Genomic DNA, 20,803 nt, shown 5'->3' on the forward strand with positions numbered 1-20,803 from the left:
CGTCACGTCGCCGTTGGCATGCAGCTCTTCACGACGACAGCGGCTCGCATCGCGCGGACGTGTGCAGCGGGCCCCCCGCATGCGGGGAAAAACCGGATAAAGCGGGGGATGTTTCGTCCCGTCGCAATCCCCCCCCGCGTGTGCGGGGAAAACGATTCAATTATGTTTTAAGCACAGACCGACGAGACTCCGGGTTTCTTTTTTTTATTGACGACTATCAGTTTGAACGACTTTGAAATGACCCCTATCCTTATATAGAACGTTTGAGGGAATTCCCGTGTGCCCTGACGCTAGATTTTAGCTTATATATGGATATACCCATGGCTATGAAAATTTGGAATGTGTATCGCTCTCGGCTTATTGGTCAGATGATGCAGGATGCCGACATAGTGGTTATTTCAACGCTTAGTTGGGCTGAGCCCGAAACCTTTTCTTTTTGCTTTGAGATGCTGGAGCAAGGCGGCGTGGTTGCCGTATCAACAGTTGGGGTGATGCGTAACAAGAGTGCGCAATAAGTTTGGGCTGCTGGAATGAATGAAGCGGGGCAAAGGCTAAGGTCGTCTGGAATTCTTTGCTATGGATCCAAACCCGACTATGATTTTGGGTCGCTTCCGGTGAGATTCGTCAGCGCGAGGAAGTTCGGTTGATGGGGAAAGAGGGGCAAGCGGTGGTTATCACGTGGGAGACGCGCGGGACACTTATGGAGATGAATATCAGTTTGTGGATCAATATCGCAACATTAAGTTTATAAAGGTGAAATCCGGATCTTCAAAGGCACCTTTGGAAACGAGAACGAGAGATTGCATATATGTTACGCTTGGAGGGAAAAATCAGGATACGCCAAAACAGTAACATATTATGATAAAAAGGTAAAAAGCGAAAGCAAATTGATATCAGCAGCAACGCACATCGCATCGGCGATGTGGTTATTCCTACACCACATACACATTTGGGTTATATGCATGATGGAAAGACGCGAAGTCTATCAGTGAGAGAGCAAAAAACACTTGACACTATTTTAAGAGTGTGGGACATTAGGAAAAGCAAAGACTAGCATACGAAGGAATGCCATTGGAGCCCGGTGCAAATCCGGGGATTTGCGTAAAGGATCGCAGAGATGCGGTCCTTTTTGCTGTGCAGAAAAGAGGAAAATATGGGGTACAGATGGCCCGAGAAACAGAGAAAATGAACTGGTGAGAGGATGAATAATGAAAAGAACATGGGTCCGGTTCGAAGCAGTGATGAAGCAAGGGATCGAGGGAGAAATGGCGGCATTGCCTCCGGGAAATCCAGAAGGCGAAAAAAGAGGTACGGGAGCGGTTAAAAGAAGCACTAAACTGTGCAGTGGTGAATCCCAAAGTGAAAAGCATGATGAAGCAAGGGATTACCCCCGCGCATGCGGGGAAAACGGAGGAAGTGCTATGCGAAGAAAAAGAGCAAGAAAAAAGAAGCGTTTTAGCTGGATATCAGCCACAGCATACGCGCTCGGCGCTATCGTAAAAGTGCATGTAGTCTATACCCATGGACACCATCTACTACCCGTAGTCGTCGCACTACTACACGAGCTGTCAAAAACGCTTCATCACCAATATAGCCTGCTCCGCTAATAGGTGTAGGGAATCCACCGCGTGTGCAGCGGGTTTCCTCTTTTTTATTCTAGCATAAACCGCATGAAAGAAAATATCTTTTTTATAGCTATGTGCGTTTTCTATGTCGTGTATCTCATAAGCGGGCATGTGCTTGCGCCTGGTATGTGCGTGCTTGCAGCGTCCACATGCGACACGATGTCTCGCGCCTCGCACCGGCTCCGCCGCTAGTCATAGCGCGCCGCGCTTGCAGGCGTGGGGCGGTATGATATAGCTATCTCGCAAAGCGCTTACCTCGCAGACGGGCACACGAAAACGGCCACTATATATAGCTCTCTTTGGCGCTCTATGAAGGCGGACGCTGCTCCGCCGAGCGCTGTCGGATGCATGCTGACTCCTCTACGGAACAAAGAAAAGGCGGGCCTATGCCCTCCTTTTTACTTGCCCCTTTCAACCTCGCTTTTCACCTCTTAACGCCCGCCTACGCCATCCCGATTCGCCGTGTCTCCTATATGCTCCGCAAGTACTCGCTTTATAAAGCCGCTCACCGTCTCGCACGTCGCATCGGCTACGGCACGTACTCGCTCAAAGTCCTCCTTTTTCAGCTCCAGCATAAAGCGCTTGTATACGCGCTTTTTATAGGCGTTGATCTTCTGCGTTCTGCTCTTATCCATGTAGCCCCCACTCTCGCGCGTTTTTTTCCTGTCCTCTCATACTAACACATACCTCCGCAGTTGTGCATACAGCATTTCTCGCATTTTTTTGCTCTTTGTTTTTTGGATTTTTCTGGCATCTAGTTGTCTGCACATCAGCGTTATCATAAGGCCATCTCAAGCAAGCGCCGCGAGTGCGGCGCACACCCGAAAGGAGATGTACCATGACAGTCAACTCTTCCGCCCTTACTGCTACTCGCGAGCTTCTCACGCACGCAAAGACCGCAGCGCGTGGAATCACGGCGTTACCGTTTACGCGCTTGATCTACCGGACGCCTTCATAGACGCCTCCGCAACCGAGCTAGAACGCTCTGCTCTACTCAACGGCGCCTCTAGCTGGGCAGAGTACAGCCATGGCGGCTCCGCCTTAATCTCCGATAGTGATATCGCAAAGCGTCTGTGCACTCCATCCGAGCTCAAGCGCAAGCGCGGCGACGAGCTGCCCCCGAACTCGCGAGAGGGGTCACCCCCGCGCATGCGGGGAAAACTACTGTAGCCCAGCGCCCTCTTTATCCTTGAGTAACCCTGAAATCTCATCTGCACTGACTTCAATCGTATCCCAATCAGGACCCTCTAAGTCTACATCTACGATATACTCGACGTTTTCTTTCAGAATCTCCACTACCGTAGCTGTCCTACCATCTTTCAAAATCACTTTAGAATACTGTGAATATCGCTCCATTATCTCAGCTCCTGTTCGTAACGTATACACTGGTCAAACGGTAATCATCACCATACTGAATCCATGTGGCCATTACCTTAGTCGGGATCACCCCCGCGCATGCGGGGAAAACAAACCATCAATCAGATGCTTTCCGCCCACCTCGGGATCACCCCCGCGTGTGCGGGGAAAACCCGCCGCGCTTAGAGATTTCCACAGCATCGACAGGATCACCCCCGCGTGTGCGGGGAAAACTCCTTGAGTTTGCCCTTGGGTACATCGAGATAGGGATCACCTCCGCGTGTGCGGGGAAAACTTGTCCTTTTCCTTTTTCAGTACCTCGATGGCGGGATCACCCCCGCGTGTGCGGGGAAAACGACCACCTAACGCCATGCCGATTAACGCGCCTGGGATCACCCCCGCGTGTGCGGGGAAAACCCGTGCGGCGGAAGTTACTGCCGTGGGCGGCGAGGATCACCCCCGCGTGTGCGGGGAAAACCCTGTGCACGCCTTAAAAATCCCCGCATCAAAGGGATCACCCCCGCGTGTGCGGGGAAAACGGCATCATCCGCGCGGCGTCGGGGGTGGTCGAGGGATCACCCCCGCGTGTGCGGGGAAAACAAGGAGGACGGTCCGAAGTTTGAGCGCGTAGAGGGATCACCCCCGCGTGTGCGGGGAAAACGGGAGGGCGGAGACGCTGACGGCGGCTATACAGGGATCACCCCCGCGTGTGCGGGGAAAACTTTCACGGAGGTAGACGGATGAATCAGGTCGTAGGATCACCCCCGCGTGTGCGGGGAAAACGGAGACATCTCGCCTCTCACGGCGGTGGTGATAGGATCACCCCCGCGTGTGCGGGGAAAACCAAGTTCAGATTTTTATTCTGGATATGTCATTAGGATCACCCCCGCGTGTGCGGGGAAAACTATAAACCCCGTTGTTTTATATAAATGTTGACAGGATCACCCCCGCGTGTGCGGGGAAAACAGTCGCCCTTGTGGTCGCGGCAGTGGTCACGCAGGATCACCCCCGCGTGTGCGGGGAAAACAGGAGCTGATACGCGCAGGCGGGGGCGACGGAGGGATCACCCCCGCGTGTGCGGGGAAAACTGTGTAGTCTGCTTGGTGGTTGTCCCGTGCTGGGGATCACCCCCGCGTGTGCGGGGAAAACGTTCTTCTCGTTCTTCTCGTGTTTCTGCGTTCAGGATCACCCCCGCGTGTGCGGGGAAAACTCAACAAATTCAGACAAAGCAGCCAGCATATTAGGATCACCCCCGCGTGTGCGGGGAAAACACATTTCTTCTATGTGCAAACAGCCGTCTATGAGGATCACCCCCGCGTGTGCGGGGAAAACTATATCACGAGTGAAAACGATGAAGAGATGCAGGGATCACCCCCGCGTGTGCGGGGAAAACTAACGCATCAAGATTTGTAAGAATCTCGGCATAGGATCACCCCCGCGTGTGCGGGGAAAACAACGGGCGACCTCGCAGAGGGCAGAGAGCTGGAGGATCACCCCCGCGTGTGCGGGGAAAACTTCTACGGACAAACATAGTATCACATGGGGAAAGGATCACCCCCGCGTGTGCGGGGAAAACAGAAGGGCAGTTTTTTGTTGATAGCGTTAGATAGGATCACCCCCGCGTGTGCGGGGAAAACTCTTTGCCGGTTCCGCAGCGGTCTTGACTCTGAGGATCACCCCCGCGTGTGCGGGGAAAACTAATGCGTCAAGATTAGTAAGAATCTCGGCATAGGATCACCCCCGCGTGTGCGGGGAAAACGTCGGTACCGTATACATAGATGACGGCTCGCGGGGATCACCCCCGCGTGTGCGGGGAAAACTTGACTACAAGCAGAGACCGCAGCTTGAGCGGAGGATCACCCCCGCGTGTGCGGGGAAAACGATTGCGTTCCTGCCGTTGTCGAAATTTGTGTAGGATCACCCCCGCGTGTGCGGGGAAAACCCTTTTCCGGTACTCCGTCCAGATCCGCATATAGGATCACCCCCGCGTGTGCGGGGAAAACCTTGGACAGTCACGGATGATGGACAGAGAATCAGGATCACCCCCGCGTGTGCGGGGAAAACAGCGTTAAAGCAGGTTTCTAAAATAATGCTAAAGGATCACCCCCGCGTGTGCGGGGAAAACTTCTGGAAAGAATGCGGATGCCGTCCCGCGCAAGGATCACCCCCGCGTGTGCGGGGAAAACATGCAGAGCCCTGGGATTTAGAGCGCAGCACGAGGATCACCCCCGCGTGTGCGGGGAAAACTCTCAGAGCCGAGGTCAAAATATCCTTCGGAAAGGATCACCCCCGCGTGTGCGGGGAAAACCTCAACAAAATGCTTCACGACCTCGGCGTACAGGGATCACCCCCGCGTGTGCGGGGAAAACGTTTCACCTACAAGAACGTTATCCTGCAGGGCAGGATCACCCCCGCGTGTGCGGGGAAAACGAAGTTTGCAAACATGGTAGTCGTACCGGAGCAGGATCACCCCCGCGTGTGCGGGGAAAACTGGGCAGGCGCGTGCATCCAGAGCGTGCGAGCGGGATCACCCCCGCGTGTGCGGGGAAAACCTCCTGAGTAATCTCTCCGGAAAGCATCCGAAGGGATCACCCCCGCGTGTGCGGGGAAAACTTCCGGAGAGCCCGGAAGCGCTGCGCCTGCGGAGGATCACCCCCGCGTGTGCGGGGAAAACCTGCACGCAAAAAGGACCGCTCCGGAATCACGAGGATCACCCCCGCGTGTGCGGGGAAAACGGACAATAACACATGAAAACAAGAGCGCTTATAGGATCACCCCCGCGTGTGCGGGGAAAACCACGCCGTTGATTTCCTGAGTTCTCTGATAAAAGGATCACCCCCGCGTGTGCGGGGAAAACCAGGTGCAATCCTCGGCGCGGATAAGGTGGTCAGGATCACCCCCGCGTGTGCGGGGAAAACCGAAAGTCCTTCTCATGGAAAATGTAGAGGAAAGGATCACCCCCGCGTGTGCGGGGAAAACGCCGGACCCGCAAGACTCACCTCCTGCTAACCGGGATCACCCCCGCGTGTGCGGGGAAAACGAGAGGATAGAGGGGGTTGAGCTGTGAGTCATAGGATCACCCCCGCGTGTGCGGGGAAAACACCGAAAACGCTGCAGAGCTCCGTGCGGAAGCAGGATCACCCCCGCGTGTGCGGGGAAAACTCTTAAATTTGTGCAGTGCTCCGGTATTGTGTAGGATCACCCCCGCGTGTGCGGGGAAAACCTTTGTCTGTGTGATGGCCTTATCATATCGCGAGGATCACCCCCGCGTGTGCGGGGAAAACTATTGTAAGTTCCCCTGTATATATGCGTGGTTGGGATCACCCCCGCGTGTGCGGGGAAAACGGGCAATATTTTCGGATTAAAGGAACTTAACAAGGATCACCCCCGCGTGTGCGGGGAAAACTTGACGGTGTTAGATACTATGCAACCACAAGCAGGATCACCCCCGCGTGTGCGGGGAAAACTTATACCGTTGAGTTTCAGTTAACGCTGGATTAGGATCACCCCCGCGTGTGCGGGGAAAACAATTTATAGGCACGCTTGGAATCGCGCCAACAAGGATCACCCCCGCGTGTGCGGGGAAAACTCGCTGAAACTTATAACATTGCCGTTGTCAAAAGGATCACCCCCGCGTGTGCGGGGAAAACACGCCGCTGGGCGGCAACATGATCACGATGCCGGGATCACCCCCGCGTGTGCGGGGAAAACGGCCGCAGTAGTCAGCGGGCGATGGAAAGCGCAGGATCACCCCCGCGTGTGCGGGGAAAACTGGGCAGGCGCGTGCATCCAGAGCGTGCGGGCGGGATCACCCCCGCGTGTGCGGGGAAAACAAGCCGCGGAGCTTCTCGGCAAGCGGTACGGAAGGATCACCCCCGCGTGTGCGGGGAAAACTGCCGAAACTTACAAGAACTTGACAGGCGAAAAGGATCACCCCCGCGTGTGCGGGGAAAACGTAGCGACCGTTACAAAGAACGGAAGCGATGTAGGATCACCCCCGCGTGTGCGGGGAAAACCCTGATAGACAGCAGCCATGACCGCGCTATAGGGGATCACCCCCGCGTGTGCGGGGAAAACTTCGGGTCAAACTCGTATGCGTGCATTCTCTCGGGATCACCCCCGCGTGTGCGGGGAAAACATAACATGAAAGCCGAAGTTTTTGGCTACTGGAGGATCACCCCCGCGTGTGCGGGGAAAACAAAAGGCGTCCGCATAAACGGACGCCAAAAAAATGGATCACCCCCGCGTGTGCGGGGAAAACAGTATGAAAAGGCCTTTGAGCGGCTGCGATATAGGATCACCCCCGCGTGTGCGGGGAAAACGGCGGAAGCTACGGGCGGACAGAGGCGGAGGAAGGATCACCCCCGCGTGTGCGGGGAAAACACTTTGGAAATGGCGTATTTCCGTGGTTGATCCTAGTCCTCAGCCTCAATCCTCTTTAACTTCTCGTAGAGCTGATGCGTCAAGCGGCAGTCAGCGAGCGCCCTGTGCGGCTCCAGTATAGCAAAATGAAAGTACTTTGATAAGGTCAAGAGTTTGTAATCTTCCACCTCTTCTATCTTTTGCCGTGCAAGATTCAGTGTATCGGTAATGTGGGGATGTCCCGGCAAGATATCGTTTTGCTTGCAAGCCTGCTGCAGGAAGCGCCAATCAAAGCTTGCATTGTGGCTCACAATTCGAGTATCTCCGATGAACTCCAGTAGCTCTTTGAGCACCTGTGCAATCGGCCTTCCCTCATTTTTTAGCTGATCCTGAGTAATTCCGGTCAATTCAACGATTGTCTCTGGTAAAGAATCGCAGTGAATCAAACTGCTATAGCAGGAAACTTCTTGCCCTTTTTCTACCCGGATAGCTGCAACTTCAATCATCCGGTCATGCGCTATATTGAGTCCGGTCGTCTCTACATCCAGGACTACATACTCAGCTGTACTCCGTTTGCGTGCCTGATGCTTCTGAATCTGCTGCATCTGATAGCATGTCTCTGCACGGCTCATTGCAGCTTTTTCTGTCTCAACTTGTTCGGAATTCTTTTCTCGTTTTTTTATTCCGGGCTTTCTCACCAACTTGATGCCGTCATAATCCACCGGCAGCCAACTGGTATTATGAATTGCAAAGTCTAGTTTCTGCTCTCCGTTGCTGCTGTAAACCATGGTCGCTCTGCCATCTTTGACGTGCTCACAAATGCGTCTCCAAAGTTCATCGCGAACGCGTGCACTGAGATTCCCAACATAAACGCCTGTCGAAATTTCAAGCAACCATTTAGACAAATCCCCTCGCACCTTGGGGGGACAATCGGTAAGTGTAATCACTATCATGGTGTATCACCCATCCGATATGAGGTGGCGTTTGGAACAGTATCTCTTATGTCATCCCAAAGGTAAACCGCACTCTCTTCCTCTCCCGCTTCTTCCCCCTCATCTGCAAGCAAATAGTGCAAATCTCGTATCATTCGCTCTAAAATGTGCTGCTCTACCATCGCATCACGAGTCTTCCTTCTGACATAAGCGGGCAAGTCCGGCAAATCTTGCGAAGCCGCTTCAAATGCGATAGGGATAGTCACCTGAGCTTTGTAAAGGTCTGCAATATCATATACAAATGAGAGTTCATGTCCGACATGAACAAAACCGAGTCCCGGGGAACATCCCAAAGCAACAATAACTGCATGCGCAAGCCCGTAAAGACACACATGCCCTGCACTGAGTGCTTGATTCACCGCATTGCTTTCAAAAAAATCCTCTGGATTGTATTCTCTGCCGGACCATGAAACGTCGTATTGCTTGGATAGCTTGCGGTATATTTCCCGCACACGGCTTCCCTCACGTCCGCGAAGTTGCTGTAACGTTAACTTGCTTACATCTTCTGAAGGAAAGCGCATTGCATACATCTTTCGCACGACAGCCAAATGTAACCGCTGATTACTAACTAATTTGGCTTGTTGCAACAAAAGACCCGCTCGCTTGGTGAGCGGGCGTCCGCTCGCATAATAGCGAACGCCGTGCTCTCCAACCCAAATGACAGTAACACCTGCATCTCCGATCAGTTCCATCGCACGATGCGTAATACTGCTGCCCGGCCCCAGCATCAGTACCGAGATGGCTGCTGCCGGAATATCTACCGTACCGTCATCGTCTATCACTTCAATCGCACCGTCACGTCGATTCAACTTGCAGCGCTCCAGATACAGAAAGGTCATTCGATCCTTGACCTGTGGCAACTGTTGTAATTCCGGGCGTATGATGCCTGGAATCTCCTTCATTTCTCACCTCAGGGCAGACGCATAATGGTGAGCAATCCCATGCCGTAAGCTCTTCCTCTGCCCATCCCGCGGCACAGAAGCTCTTTGAATTTTTCTACATCCGTTACAGTTAAAATGCCTTCGTAACTCACTTCTCGCAGAGAAACAGACTTGTCTTTTTCTTCCCGCTTATGGAAAATGTGCCAACTGTTTCCGACAGCGCGAAAGCCTCCTTCTTCCAGCGTAAACCCATTCTTTTCAGCTCGTTTCTTGAGCCAACTCTCTTGCTGCTCTGCGCCCACGCAAGCCCTTACCTCGCCGCGTTGCCCTGTGCTTGCACGAGAAATGCTCTGCGTTGGATTCGCGACTAGGCGAAAACGCCACCGGCTCTGGTCGGTAATGCGCGCTAAGAGAGATTCATACTCTCTCGTCAAAAAGCCTTCTTTCGGATTCCCGTATTCACGTACCGCAGCCTCCAAATTGGGTTTTTCTTCACTGAGTACAAGGATATAAAGCCTACCTCCAAGTGAATCCAAGCGCCAGAGTCTCCGCTCTCTGCTTCCGGCAAAGGCACTTTCCACCATCCCGTGGATTTTACTGCGGGAGCTGAGGAGTCTCCTTGTGCTTCTTTTGTCTGTATCTAATTCCATTCTTGTCAGATACATATCCTCCCTCCTTTCACAGTTCTGCCATGGCATCGTGTTCTTCTGCCGATTCTTCTGTATTCACATCATCCCGAAGCCAGATTTCCTTTGCACGCCGATAACCGAATTCTCGTTTCATCGGATTAAAAGAAATCGGCAAATCCTGTACAACAGCACCTTCTTGTTCCGCCACGCCACAGTCTAAACGAATGTAGCGATGACTCTGCTGTATGCTCTTCAGATCTTTATTTTGATTCTCTTCTTCCCGTAACGCAATCTCTAACGCCTCCTCTCGAATGCCGAGCACCAATGGGAGGGTAGGCGGACAAGAACGTCTTCCGAGAAAAAGCGGAAAGCAGGGATTCCGTAGCGCTCTCTCTATCTTTTCCAAGAAATTTCGATCTTCCGATTCCAATCCGACTAAAAAAACTGCATCGGAAAGATAATAACGATAGGTGAGATATGAGGTTTTGTCAGCCTTCGCCATATGGAAATCCTTTATGACTTCACCGTTTCTGTCGACGCGAACGCCAAAACGAAGTGCTGAGAGTTCCGATAAATCTGCATCTCGTCTAAGTCCCAAGGCCGCCGCCAACAGTCCAATCACTCCACTCTTCGAGGGCTCACGATTGGTACGTCTTACCTCAAATTTTGAATCGGTTCCCCACGCCTGCAGCGGTGCAGCGAGGCGCAGTAACAAGGTACTCATTCCGCCTCCCCTGCTTTATCCAAGAGTTCACGAACACAATTCTCCAGAGTATCCAGATTCTCTTTCACTGATTTGGTTCCGCAGAGTCTCTCGACGCCTTCGCCGGTTCCAAATGCATAGGCCGGAACTTCAACAAAGTTTCGGTAACTCTTCTCTGCGTATTCCTGAAGCCGCTCAATAGACGCTTTGCTATATCCGTTGCGGCTCATCACTGCCTCTTCAAAGGCACCGCTGAAATTCACCGGCTGATCCTCACGAATCGCGATATAAACTGCATCCGGGACAGTACGATTAGCGAACGTATTCTGCTTTCCGGTCGGCATCGCATAAATAAATGCCTCTGTAAAAACTCTGACAATATGCTCCGGATTCTTTACCCACTTCTTCAACTCTGACACGTTGACCGTTGCATAGCGATACAAAGTCGAAGAATTGAACTCAACCGTTCCAAGATGTCCGGCTCCAGCATTGTCCTCCGGCGCAAGATCATCCACTGCCGTAAAGTAATCATACTCACTGTGCACTGCATGGGTTGAAATACTGTGCGCAACCTGAGAAGCTGCGTCATAATTCAACGAAGGATCCGCGGCAACCATGCGACCGAACAGTGCAATTTCAAATCCGGGAATATCTTTCAGTGCCTTCTTAAATGACTCTTTTTCTTCACAACCATCCGCTGCAAGCTGTGCCAATGCCTGGATTTGTGCACTGCTGATAAAAAACAACGCGTCTAACTCTGCCTTCTTACCTTTTTTCTCATCGATCTTGACCTTGAGGCCTGCTTTCGTCAAAGCATCAATTGCCAGCTTCTCACCGTTCAGACTGGAATTTAACTTCTGTATCTCCTCTGCCAGCAATCCAACCACTTTCTTGCTTCTCTTAGAAAGCTCCTCCTCCGTCATCACATCCTTGAAGTACTCGCGCATTGCATGCTTCCATGCCTGAGAGGAAACCCTTGCTCGCGTGGTTCCACCGTAAATAGCGGTCTTCGGACTCCCAGTATCATCGCGGTTGATGCAGCTCGGCGGAACCGTCTGAATCACATGCAGGTCCACAAACAATCTATTCTTATCCATATCTTTATCCTTTCCGGTCTTTATGACCTCACCAGAGTTAAAATCTGCTCTTTCTTACAGCGAATCCGACGCTTTACTCTTTCGATTCGGTTCCTGCCTCATCTTCATCCTTCTCGCGATAGGATAGTTCCCTGTAAAAATCACGCCCCCATTTGAGCCGCACATTGTCAAGACGATTCAAGTCCTGATATTCGTACAAATCTCTCGCCATTGCCGCATAGTCCAACGGAATGCTCTCGCGCTTGCAAAGCTGAATGATGTTTCGTAAATGCCAACTGAACTCCGTCAGGTCTGCCGAGGTAACGACCACATTAAAGCGTCGAATAACTGCCTCTTCATTCCCATTCGATCTTCGTGCCAACTGTCCGACCGCACGTCCCAACGTATTGTTCTCCAGATACATGAATTCGCTGTGAAGATCTTTTCCCTGCTGATGCAAAGCGTAAAGTGTCAGTGCCGTATATACTGCCTTCTCTGCTCGACTGGGTTCATTCCCCTTTCCTTCCAGTTCCTCCGGCAAACCATCGAATAATAAATCCCAGAGCTCCGGAACTGCCCCCGGCTGTTCACCGATACCGCGCCGCATCTTCGCGAGCTTTGCACGAACCACAGCATCTCTCGGATTCTGTTGTAGCTGCAATAGCTTGAACTTTACAAATCCGGAGATACGACTCGCCTTACTAAGTGCCCTCTGTTTTTCTTCCATGCACGCCTCCTTTAATTCTTGTTCACGCTTCGCAAAGCAGGATATAACTTGTTAATTTTTCGCACCATGCTTTCAAATGCTTTCGGAGCCGAGTAATACACTTCTCCCTGCTCTCTTCCCACCATGGCTACCAAACCCGCATTGCGCGTCAGCTCTCGTCCGAGCACCAATGCTCGCTCTTTCGCCTGCCGCTGCCATTCCAGTATCTTTTCTTCCATCGCTTCACCCAAACTACTCGGTTCAATCGAATTTAGCCATGCACGGAAAGGAAAATCCAGGGCAGCGTAGCAAGTTTCTCTTGCATCCGGAAAAGCGCTCCCACCGGTATCATTTCCCGCTGCGATGGTTAAATCTTTTGCCAGTCCTCCGACAATACCGGCAAGCTTATCGCAACTTTCAACTTCACCTTTTATTCGTGACAACCAGGCTTCTCCGGAATTCTGTTGCATCTCTGAAAGCAAACCGGCCGCAAATGAGAGCCGATCTTCAAACGCATCATTGACAAAAAAGTCCTTGTCCCCGTATTGCACGGAAACAATTCTGAAGTTGCACTGCCGCTTTTCCCCTATCTTGGCTTTCTTGTAAAGCGCCTGATTCCACCTGACAATTCCCGGCAGATAGGTTCCTTCCTCCGCGCAAAAAATCGAAGCAAATTCTCTCCACATTTGTATACCGGCTCTATGCCGTTTCGGCTGATATTGAATAACTTTCTTGTCTGCCGTTCTTCCCCAAAGAGTCATTTGCTCTGTCGAGGCGCTTTCCTTCGGGAAGAAATCCCCACCTAACAGCGTAAATCCATCTACGGAGAATTCATCAGCTCTATGCAGTAAAAGCCGTCTTGACTGTAAGGTTAGTAATTCCGCCTGATTTTCCGGCAATTGTATCTCTTCCCTCTCTTTGTAAGGCGCCTTTTCTTTCTCCCATACTGCAATATTCTCTTGCTGCCACGCTTTACTCCCATCTTTCAGCAAAGTTAGATTTAAGAGTAATGTTTCAAACAGTGTTTTTCCGGCAGCTGTGATGATGCCTAATTTTCCAAGCCATCCGGCTCCGGGCGAGGGCAGCCCCTTTTTCTTTGGCTTGGCTGAAGTGTCATCAAATCCATTGAGATATAAGAGCCATCTTGCCGCTTCCGCATTGGAAAGCACTTTCTTTCCTTCGCCCGCACGCGTCGAGAATAAACGCAGCTTGTTGCTACTCTCTGAAATCTCACCGTTTAACTTAGATACTTCATATTCGGTTCCCGCTTCTGCGCTGGTTGCCTGCCAAAACGGCCTCTCCTCATGAAACAACCAGAACCGCTCCCGCCACTGCTCTAGGTAGTCTTGAATCGGCTCTATCGGAAAATGTCCCCGGTCATATAGTGCTTTCCAGCGCCGAAACACTTCATCCTCTAACTCATCGTCCTCCAAATCAAACAGCAGGTTCTCTTCTCCGTTCTCATCTACCCGAGAAAAGGTGCAGTGAAGCACTGCAAGTAGCAGACGCAGCATAGCCACATCCTGCGCAGCCGTTTCACCGGCCAAATCCTCATATTCATGCGCATGGACAAAGACATCTTTGAGCGATACCTCTTCGATATGGCAATCTCGTGTTCGAACCCGTATCCACGGCTCATCCAGCAGGTTAAACTCAGGTTTTATCATCCGCAGCTCCTTTCTCATAAAACAGACCTTCCTCCTCCGAGTACCACAAGCGAAACCCCGCAAGTTCTGTTTCCAACCGTTCGTTCAACAGGAGAAATGATTCCTCTCGCAACATCGGATCGTGCTTCCACTCACCGGATAACACAAGCTCATTCATCGGCTTCAGAGCTTCGAGAGTCTTTTTGATTTGATATTCACGGCAGAGCGCACCTGGCAACTTTACACTTTGCCGCAACAAGTCTCGCTTCTCTTCCGGGGAGGGAATTCGTTCGACCGGAAGTCTCTGCCCCTCATATTGCCAGGGAAGATAGTGAATTTCGTTTCCTTTCTGCATAAATAAGAGCACCTCGATGCTGTTTTCGGAGTCTCTTACCTGTGCCTGTGCTTCCTCCTCGTCCAATTTGGTCTCCACATTGCTGATCCAGTTTTCAAGACTTCTTCTGGGCTTATCTAGGCAATAGGAATCTGCCTTCGTCTTTTTATGTCCGGTCTTATTCGCCTCTTCCTTTTTCGCTTTTCCGTACATTATCTTCTCAGCTTCGGTTTCCCAATCAGGTTCCCGGTCGTCGTAGCAATCCTGCACCAAATTCGGAATATCCGTCGGCAGTGTGATTTTGTCCGGCAAACGCTTTTTGGTTCTCATGAGAAGATAGTCCCCGTAAATGGCGCGCGTTCCGGATTCAAACGCATCTTCATCCGGCTCTATGACATAGCACTGCGCTGCTTTCAGCTGTTCCGGCCGCATATTGTCATGAATCGGATGACGATGTAAGCGTCCCAGACGTTGCAGGAGTAAGTCCATGGGGCAGAGGTCGGTGAGCATCACATCTCCGTCAATGTCCAGGCTTTGTTCGAGCACCGATGTTCCGATTACAATCAAATGATCCCGTTCCGCTTTGGTGGAGCGCTTTCCCAGTTTTTGCAACAATTCACGCTCACGCGCTGCGCGATCCGGCATCAAAAACGCACTGTGCAGGAGGACAATATCCGTGTCCGGCATCTGCTCTCTTACTTCCTTGGCAAACTCTTGCGCTCGCCGTATGGTACTTAATATCACGATTGCGCAGCCGCCGTCCCGCAACTTTTCTTGTAGTATTTGAATGCGCCCTGATTCTTTGACTCGTCGAATCGCTACACTTCGCGATGCACTCTGTAGATGCAGTCCCTTTTGATGAACCTCTTTTCCGTCGGTCCAGGTGAGCAGCGGATACGCACGCGAATATCTCCAATCCGCTTCTTCGCCTTGCGTAAACCGCTTTTCGCGCTCACGTATTTCTCGCTTGGATGTATTCAGATAGGCATCCACAAAATCGATGCGCCTTGAAGCGGGCAGAGTGGCTGAGAGAAGAATCACCGGCACATGATAGGCACCGAGCCAGCAGAGTGCGCGCTCCAGGTACACGTTCATGTAGGCGTCGTAGGCATGCACCTCATCGATAATCACGATTTTTCCCGCCATGCCGAGATGCCTGAGCATCAAGTGTTTTTGCTTCAGCGCGGCCATCAAAATCTGATCGACCGTTGCAATGACAAAATCGGAGAGCAATACCTGCTTGCGGCCGCGGAAAAAGCTGTGTACCACCAGCGCCTTATCTTCATCCTCGCCGATGCACGCTTCCCCCGTGAACTCTCCCTGTCCTGTTTCCAGCAAATCGGCATAGTCCTGATTTAACTCTGCTTTGCCGTGCGCAAGGCGTATCGAGAGTTTCTCTCTGCTCTCCCCCTGAACCGCAACCTGCTCCTCCGCCCAAGTCCTTATACGCGGGAATATACCGTTTGCCGTCGCCTGTGTCGGCAGGCCGAAAAAGAGCCCGCCGCTTCCGCACTTACCGGCAAATGTTTCGGCGGCCGCAAGTGCCGCCTCGGTCTTACCGACGCCCATCTGCGCCTCAACAATTAGGATACCCGGCGAGCTGACAGCATCTGATATCTCAAGCACTGCCTTCTGCAGTTCGTTGGGGGGAAAGCCAAAGTTCTCCGCAAAAGCTACCTCGTCCATTCCGCCAAGCTCGGCCGACCAGACAGCCGGAAGCTTTAACTTTTTCCAAGCACTGCGAGTCCGCTTGGGATACATTTCTTCCTGCCCCAACTCGTCAATCGAAATGGTCGGGTGGTAGAACTGATTGCTCGCGACCCAGTCCGCCATGACGAGAAGCCCCGAGAGTAAAACGCGCTGCGGTCCGGAGAGTTCCGGGATAATCGATGCATCTTGGATGCCGCTTACTTCTAAGGCGTATCGAAGAAAGGCATCCCAAATCTCAGCCCACAGCCGGGCATCACTATCCTTGCCTCTGAAGTTGACGAGATGTCCGTCAAACGTGGCATCACTCACCGCCTCCTGAGGTTTTCCGTGATGTGCGCCGACAATCTCACAAATTCCTTCGTTCACACCCCGCTGCTGTAAAATCACCTGACCGGCCAACGCATGCGCTATCGCAGAGGGCTCTGTAAATGTTGATATATTCTGTATCTCCAGCCCCTTTTCCGCAAGCCGTTCCCGCACCTCCGGCAACATTTCCAGAATACGCGCCTGAAACACGGCTGTCGCCTTGCCGATATCGTGCGCCATACCCAGGAATACACATACCTTCTGAAACAGCACTTCGTTTTCCTGCAGGGCCTCCTCGCTGCCGCCGCAGATTTCTCGCCGTACGGCAGCCGGAAGCCAATGCTTCCAGAGTTTCTCCATGATTCCCGCCGTGTCCCGCGCGTGCATCCAGAGCGGCAGCCACTGCGCGCTGTCGTTCGGATTGGTTTTTGCCGCAAGACTGCGCATCAGCTTGTTTACGTCCATGCTTCCCTCCCGGAGTTCTTAACATTCTCTTACAGTTTAGCGCTTATAATCTTAATTTCAAGTTACAATTGCATATTTTTGCTTTGATTCTCATCTCGATTTTGTCTAATTTGGTGCGGTAACATCATCTTTTCAATGTTTCGAATTGTCATTTCTATTCAGTGCAGTATTCAAAACTCTCGACTGCAATCTCTAGCCCTCATCTTTGATAGTTTCACTTTACCACAGCACCTGTCCGAATTTCCGGACTCCATTATTCGCTCCCGTTTCCTTTTCAAATTTTTCCGACACAAAAAAAGAGGCCGCTGCTTCCGCAACCGCCTCTCCCTTCTCTTCTCTTCAAAGATGCAATACCGTGTAACCAACTCTCTTGTCTTCTTAACTCCCCTGCACTTCATTCCCCGTGCAATTCCACGGAAAGGTAACTGTGCTTGACCGCTGGCAAAAAGGTCTCAAAAATATCCGCACGCCGCAATTTGATCGACGAAGTGTTCACGCAGGGATGGCAGCCGATGTACTCGTCCCGAAAGAGGTCTTGATCTACGAGGAGTTGCACCCTGTGCTCATTGTCGTTCATCAGTCCCATGACACTCACCGAACCCGGGTAGAGCCCCAGGTATTCGACCATCTTTCCGGCCGGGGCAAAGCTTAGGCGTGCGGAACCGATTTGCGCCGAGAGTTCCTTCGTTTTAAAGGGCTTATCCCCCGGCATCATCAGAAGATAAAAAGCGGTCTGCTGGCGGTTGCAAAGAAACAGGTTCTTACAAATGTGGCAGTTTAACACCTCATCTATGGCCGCGCAGACCTCCATGGTCTCGGCGGGCGCGTGATCCACACGCGCATACGGAATTTCCAGTCGATCCAACAAATCATAGACCGCGAGTTCCCGCGCCGTTCTTTCGGTGCAGTCCTTCGGTCTGCCGTGTTCTAAATACAAAGCATTTTCCTCTTACTCTTCAAAATGATAAATCAGCACCATGATAGCGCATTTCCCGCGCCGTCGCAAAAGGAATCGGGAATCTAAGCTGCAATGATTCGCAGAAAAAGCCCCCGCCGAGTCTCTCGACTCGGCGGGGGGGCACTGCAGCCATTTGCTTTCAAACGCCTGCTTTTCTGCCACTCAACGCTCAAACAATTTCTTGTATTCCCCGTAGCCCTCTTCTTCCAACTTGTCATAGGGAATAAAGCGGAGGGAGGCGGAATTAATGCAGTAGCGGAGGCCGCCTGTCTCGCTGGGACCGTCGTTAAAGACATGACCCAAGTGCGAATTTCCCTCTTTGGAGCGCACTTCCGTGCGAACCATGCCGTGTGAGCGGTCGGTGGTCTCCTTCAGTTCCTTTCCTTCAATCGGCTTGGAAAAAGCAGGCCAGCCGCAGCCGGAATCAAACTTGTCGAGGGAGCTGAACAGCGGCTCACCGCTCACAATATCGACATAGATGCCCTTCTCAAAGAAGTCATCGTACTCCCCGGTGAAGGGACGCTCGGTCGCGGCGTTCTGCGTGACCTCATAAGAGAGATCACCGATTTTTTCGCGGAGCGTCTCCTTGCTCTCCTCTTCCGCAAGATGAAACATCTTCTGCGGAATGTGGCAGTAGCCGTCCGGATTTTTATCGAGATACTTCTGATGGTATTCCTCCGCGGAATAGAAGTTTTGGATGGGCGCCAGCTCTACCGCGAGCTTTGTGCCGTACTTTGCCTCCTGCTCGTCATAAACCGCCTGAATTTCCGGAAGCTGGCTCTGATCCGCATAGTAAATACCGGTGCGGTACTGAATGCCTTTGTCATTTCCCTGCTTGTTTACGGAGAGCGGATCGATCACCAAAAAGTACTTATCCAGCAGCTCACGAAGTGAAATCTTATTCGGATCATACTCGATTTTTACGGTCTCCGCATGTCCGCTGCTGTCGCAGACTTCCCGATAGGTAGGAGCACTGTCCGGACCGTTTGCATAGCCCACCTCGGTCGCACGCACGCCCGGGAACTGGTCAAAGTACTTCTGTAAGCCCCAGAAACATCCACCTGCGAGATAGATGGTCATTTTACCAGTTCCCCCGTCCATGTCATGACGCCGCCAAAGTTGTAGACCTTTCGATAGCCGAGCTTTGATAACTTCTCCGCCGCAAGTCCCGCTCGATGTCCACTGCGGCAGTATATTAAAAGCACCTGATCCAAATCCTTCAGCATTTCCGGTCTCGTCCCGTTGATTTCCTCGTTCGGCAATAGCACCGCACCCGGAATGTGACCGCTGTCATACTCCTCCTTGGTGCGCACATCGAGGATGATGTGACCGTCGTCCTGCTTCATCATCTCCCGCGCCGTATCCTGATCGATTGTCTGATAGCCCATGGTCTCCTGTTCCTCCTTGCTCTCGCCTGTTGCGCTCATCGAAGCGCTGCTGCTTGTCTCGGCAGCCGCCATCGATACCGCACTTTCTGTTGCCTTACTTGTCTCTGCAGACTCGGCCTTCTTCCCGCAGGATACCAGCAGCGGCAGTGCAAGTGCCGCAACAACTGCGAGGAGGTAGCGTCTCTTCTTCATGGCTTTCTTTCCTCCTTTTATCGTATCGCTTTCTCAAACTTTTGCTCTGATGCGTCAATTTCGAAATTGCTTCGAAATTCACTTATAGTATACCACTTTGGTCGGAAAAAGAAACAGGGATTCATCATGAAAGGATGAAATGTTGCTATCAGTGGCAATGTTGATAGAATAATGAGTTTTCGTTTGTCGGGCATTATACTCCTGCTATTGCAAATCACCCCGCAGATATGTAATCCTCACTTCCATCAGCAGAAATGTACACTGCATAATCAACGACTAAAATATAGAGTTTCCAAGATACCATTTACCACCCATTTTTACTCCGTTTAATATAGTTAAAGACTGGATAGTCTATAGCTGTTCCCCAGTTATCTGACACACCATTTAACATTATTAAATCCCCATGACCAAAGTCTCCACGCTGCAATTTCTGCTCTTTCCCGATTCGCACACTCAATTAAAATTTCAAAATCTCGATTCATTGTAGGAAATGGGATATTTTCTCTATCTATATACTTATCTCCAAGCCAACAAAATGGATTTAATGCAAGGTTGTCACATTTCAATTCATTGACATTTAAGATTACTAACCAGCAATTATTAACCCACTCTTTCTCTTTCTTTTCAAAGTATGATTTTTCCACTTCAAAAGCGATTCTATTTTTATTAGTTGTACACAGTCTGTATTTTTTCTTCTTAATTTCTTCCAGCGGCACAATTCCAAAATCCGCCTGATATTCTTGCTTTAGATTCTCGCCGCATATTAAATTACCGTCCTTTTGTCCATAAACAAAATATCGACTCCCCCTCACTTATGAGCATGAGCTCTGGAACTCTGGTTTTCTGTCCTATTTTCAGCCATTCCACCCCAAGAGAAACTAGAACAATCCACTCAAATATCTCAACAGAAAGCACTTTGACTGAAAGTTCTGCGAATATAATAATATAATATAGTATCGAATCCCAAAGCAATCCACTCGTTTCCTGAAAGCTTTCTATATTAATCCCCCCTGGAATTACAGTGTTCTTTATCAACCACGGAAACGCAACCCAAAACAATACTCCAACAATAAATTTTTTGAGCCAATTCCCCAAAGTTTTTGCAGTTATACACCAGTGAAACAATCGCAACAAGATGTAAGCAAAAAATAAAAAAAACGTCAATATGCACAGTATTGTCAAAATATAATACTCGAGCCAAAACAAACGTTCTTCAATTCTTCTAGAAATCTCGACCAACATTATTAATGACACGCTTTTTACGCACAGAAGCAATAATTTTTCCAAAGATTCTTCGATAAACATCCCGAATTGTAGTAAAGCTTTATCCGCTCCCTCCAGCATCAATGCTTCTAATGGAGGCGTTTTCTTATATCTATAAACCGCCATTGAAAATAACAGTAGCGCTGACACTGTAGTCGCTACATTTGCTGCCATCTCCCAGTCAAAGCCCATCTGTGTACTCACCTCCATA

General features: G+C 51.0%; 16 protein-coding genes, 1 pseudogene and 1 CRISPR repeat array. Of the genes and pseudogenes, 2 read left to right on the forward strand and 15 right to left on the reverse strand.

Going from position 1 to position 20,803, the window contains the following annotated elements; genetic code table 11:
- Positions 1-248: 248 nt before the first annotated feature.
- Positions 249-515, forward strand: a pseudogene (locus tag QU660_RS06835) (DUF4417 domain-containing protein); the annotation flags it as partial.
- A 693-nt stretch (positions 516-1,208) separates the two neighbouring features.
- Complete coding sequence (locus QU660_RS06840; protein WP_304945785.1) at positions 1,209-1,607, forward strand: hypothetical protein; 399 nt, start codon at positions 1,209-1,211, stop codon at positions 1,605-1,607.
- A 449-nt stretch (positions 1,608-2,056) separates the two neighbouring features.
- Here the strand turns inward: QU660_RS06840 and QU660_RS06845 are convergent, their stop codons facing one another.
- From QU660_RS06845 to QU660_RS06915, 15 genes are all read right to left on the reverse strand, one after another.
- On the reverse strand, positions 2,057-2,260 hold the full coding sequence (locus QU660_RS06845; protein WP_304945786.1) for a hypothetical protein: 204 nt from the start codon (positions 2,258-2,260) through the stop codon (positions 2,057-2,059).
- A gap of 526 nt (positions 2,261-2,786) precedes the next feature.
- Positions 2,787-2,981 carry a hypothetical protein gene (locus QU660_RS06850; protein ID WP_304945787.1) on the reverse strand — a complete coding sequence of 65 codons (195 nt, stop codon included), beginning with the start codon at positions 2,979-2,981 and terminating at the stop codon, positions 2,787-2,789.
- An 84-nt stretch (positions 2,982-3,065) separates the two neighbouring features.
- Positions 3,066-7,364: a CRISPR direct-repeat array (repeat unit 28 nt; unit sequence GGATCACCCCCGCGTGTGCGGGGAAAAC).
- Positions 7,365-7,396: 32 nt separating this feature from the next.
- The gene (gene cas2e / locus QU660_RS06855) at positions 7,397-8,296 is read right to left on the reverse strand and encodes a type I-E CRISPR-associated endoribonuclease Cas2e (protein ID WP_304945788.1); all 900 of its coding nucleotides are present in this window, start codon (positions 8,294-8,296) and stop codon (positions 7,397-7,399) included.
- A complete protein-coding gene (gene cas1e, locus QU660_RS06860) occupies positions 8,293-9,237 on the reverse strand; it encodes a type I-E CRISPR-associated endonuclease Cas1e (RefSeq protein ID WP_304945789.1) in 945 nt (314 codons plus the stop codon). Before cas1e ends, cas2e begins: the two co-directional genes overlap by 4 nt.
- 8 nt (positions 9,238-9,245) lie before the next feature.
- Complete coding sequence (gene cas6e / locus QU660_RS06865; protein ID WP_304945790.1) at positions 9,246-9,881, reverse strand: type I-E CRISPR-associated protein Cas6/Cse3/CasE; 636 nt, start codon at positions 9,879-9,881, stop codon at positions 9,246-9,248.
- Positions 9,882-9,894: 13 nt separating this feature from the next.
- Positions 9,895-10,569, reverse strand: a complete 675-nt coding sequence (gene cas5e, locus QU660_RS06870; RefSeq protein WP_304945791.1) for a type I-E CRISPR-associated protein Cas5/CasD — start codon at positions 10,567-10,569, stop codon at positions 9,895-9,897.
- Positions 10,566-11,645, reverse strand: a complete 1,080-nt coding sequence (gene cas7e, locus QU660_RS06875; protein ID WP_304945792.1) for a type I-E CRISPR-associated protein Cas7/Cse4/CasC — start codon at positions 11,643-11,645, stop codon at positions 10,566-10,568. Before cas7e ends, cas5e begins: the two co-directional genes overlap by 4 nt.
- Positions 11,646-11,718: 73 nt before the next feature.
- Positions 11,719-12,351 (reverse strand): type I-E CRISPR-associated protein Cse2/CasB, encoded by a 633-nt coding sequence (gene casB / locus QU660_RS06880; RefSeq protein ID WP_304945793.1) that lies wholly within the window; start codon positions 12,349-12,351, stop codon positions 11,719-11,721.
- 11 nt (positions 12,352-12,362) lie between these two features.
- Positions 12,363-14,015: a type I-E CRISPR-associated protein Cse1/CasA gene (gene casA / locus QU660_RS06885; protein WP_304945794.1), complete on the reverse strand. Its 1,653-nt coding sequence runs from the start codon at positions 14,013-14,015 to the stop codon at positions 12,363-12,365.
- Positions 13,984-16,791, reverse strand: coding sequence for a CRISPR-associated helicase Cas3' (cas3, locus tag QU660_RS06890; RefSeq protein WP_304945795.1), 2,808 nt, complete (start codon positions 16,789-16,791; stop codon positions 13,984-13,986). Before cas3 ends, casA begins: the two co-directional genes overlap by 32 nt.
- Before the next feature lie 394 nt (positions 16,792-17,185).
- The gene (locus tag QU660_RS06895; RefSeq protein ID WP_304945796.1) at positions 17,186-17,728 is read right to left on the reverse strand and encodes a prolyl-tRNA synthetase associated domain-containing protein; all 543 of its coding nucleotides are present in this window, start codon (positions 17,726-17,728) and stop codon (positions 17,186-17,188) included.
- Between the two features lie 183 nt (positions 17,729-17,911).
- Positions 17,912-18,850: a peptide-methionine (R)-S-oxide reductase MsrB gene (gene msrB, locus QU660_RS06900; protein ID WP_330693187.1), complete on the reverse strand. Its 939-nt coding sequence runs from the start codon at positions 18,848-18,850 to the stop codon at positions 17,912-17,914.
- Entirely contained in the window at positions 18,826-19,329 is a 504-nt protein-coding gene (locus QU660_RS06905) for a rhodanese-like domain-containing protein (protein ID WP_304945797.1), read from the reverse strand. The genes msrB and QU660_RS06905 overlap by 25 nt, the downstream gene beginning before the upstream one ends.
- A gap of 368 nt (positions 19,330-19,697) precedes the next feature.
- Positions 19,698-20,141, reverse strand: coding sequence for a hypothetical protein (locus tag QU660_RS06910; RefSeq protein ID WP_304945798.1), 444 nt, complete (start codon positions 20,139-20,141; stop codon positions 19,698-19,700).
- A complete protein-coding gene (locus QU660_RS06915) occupies positions 20,098-20,802 on the reverse strand; it encodes a hypothetical protein (protein WP_304945799.1) in 705 nt (234 codons plus the stop codon). Before QU660_RS06915 ends, QU660_RS06910 begins: the two co-directional genes overlap by 44 nt.
- Between the last annotated feature and the right edge of the window lies 1 nt (position 20,803).

Source organism: Stomatobaculum sp. F0698 (assembly GCF_030644385.1).
Taxonomy (GTDB): domain Bacteria; phylum Bacillota; class Clostridia; order Lachnospirales; family Lachnospiraceae; genus Moryella.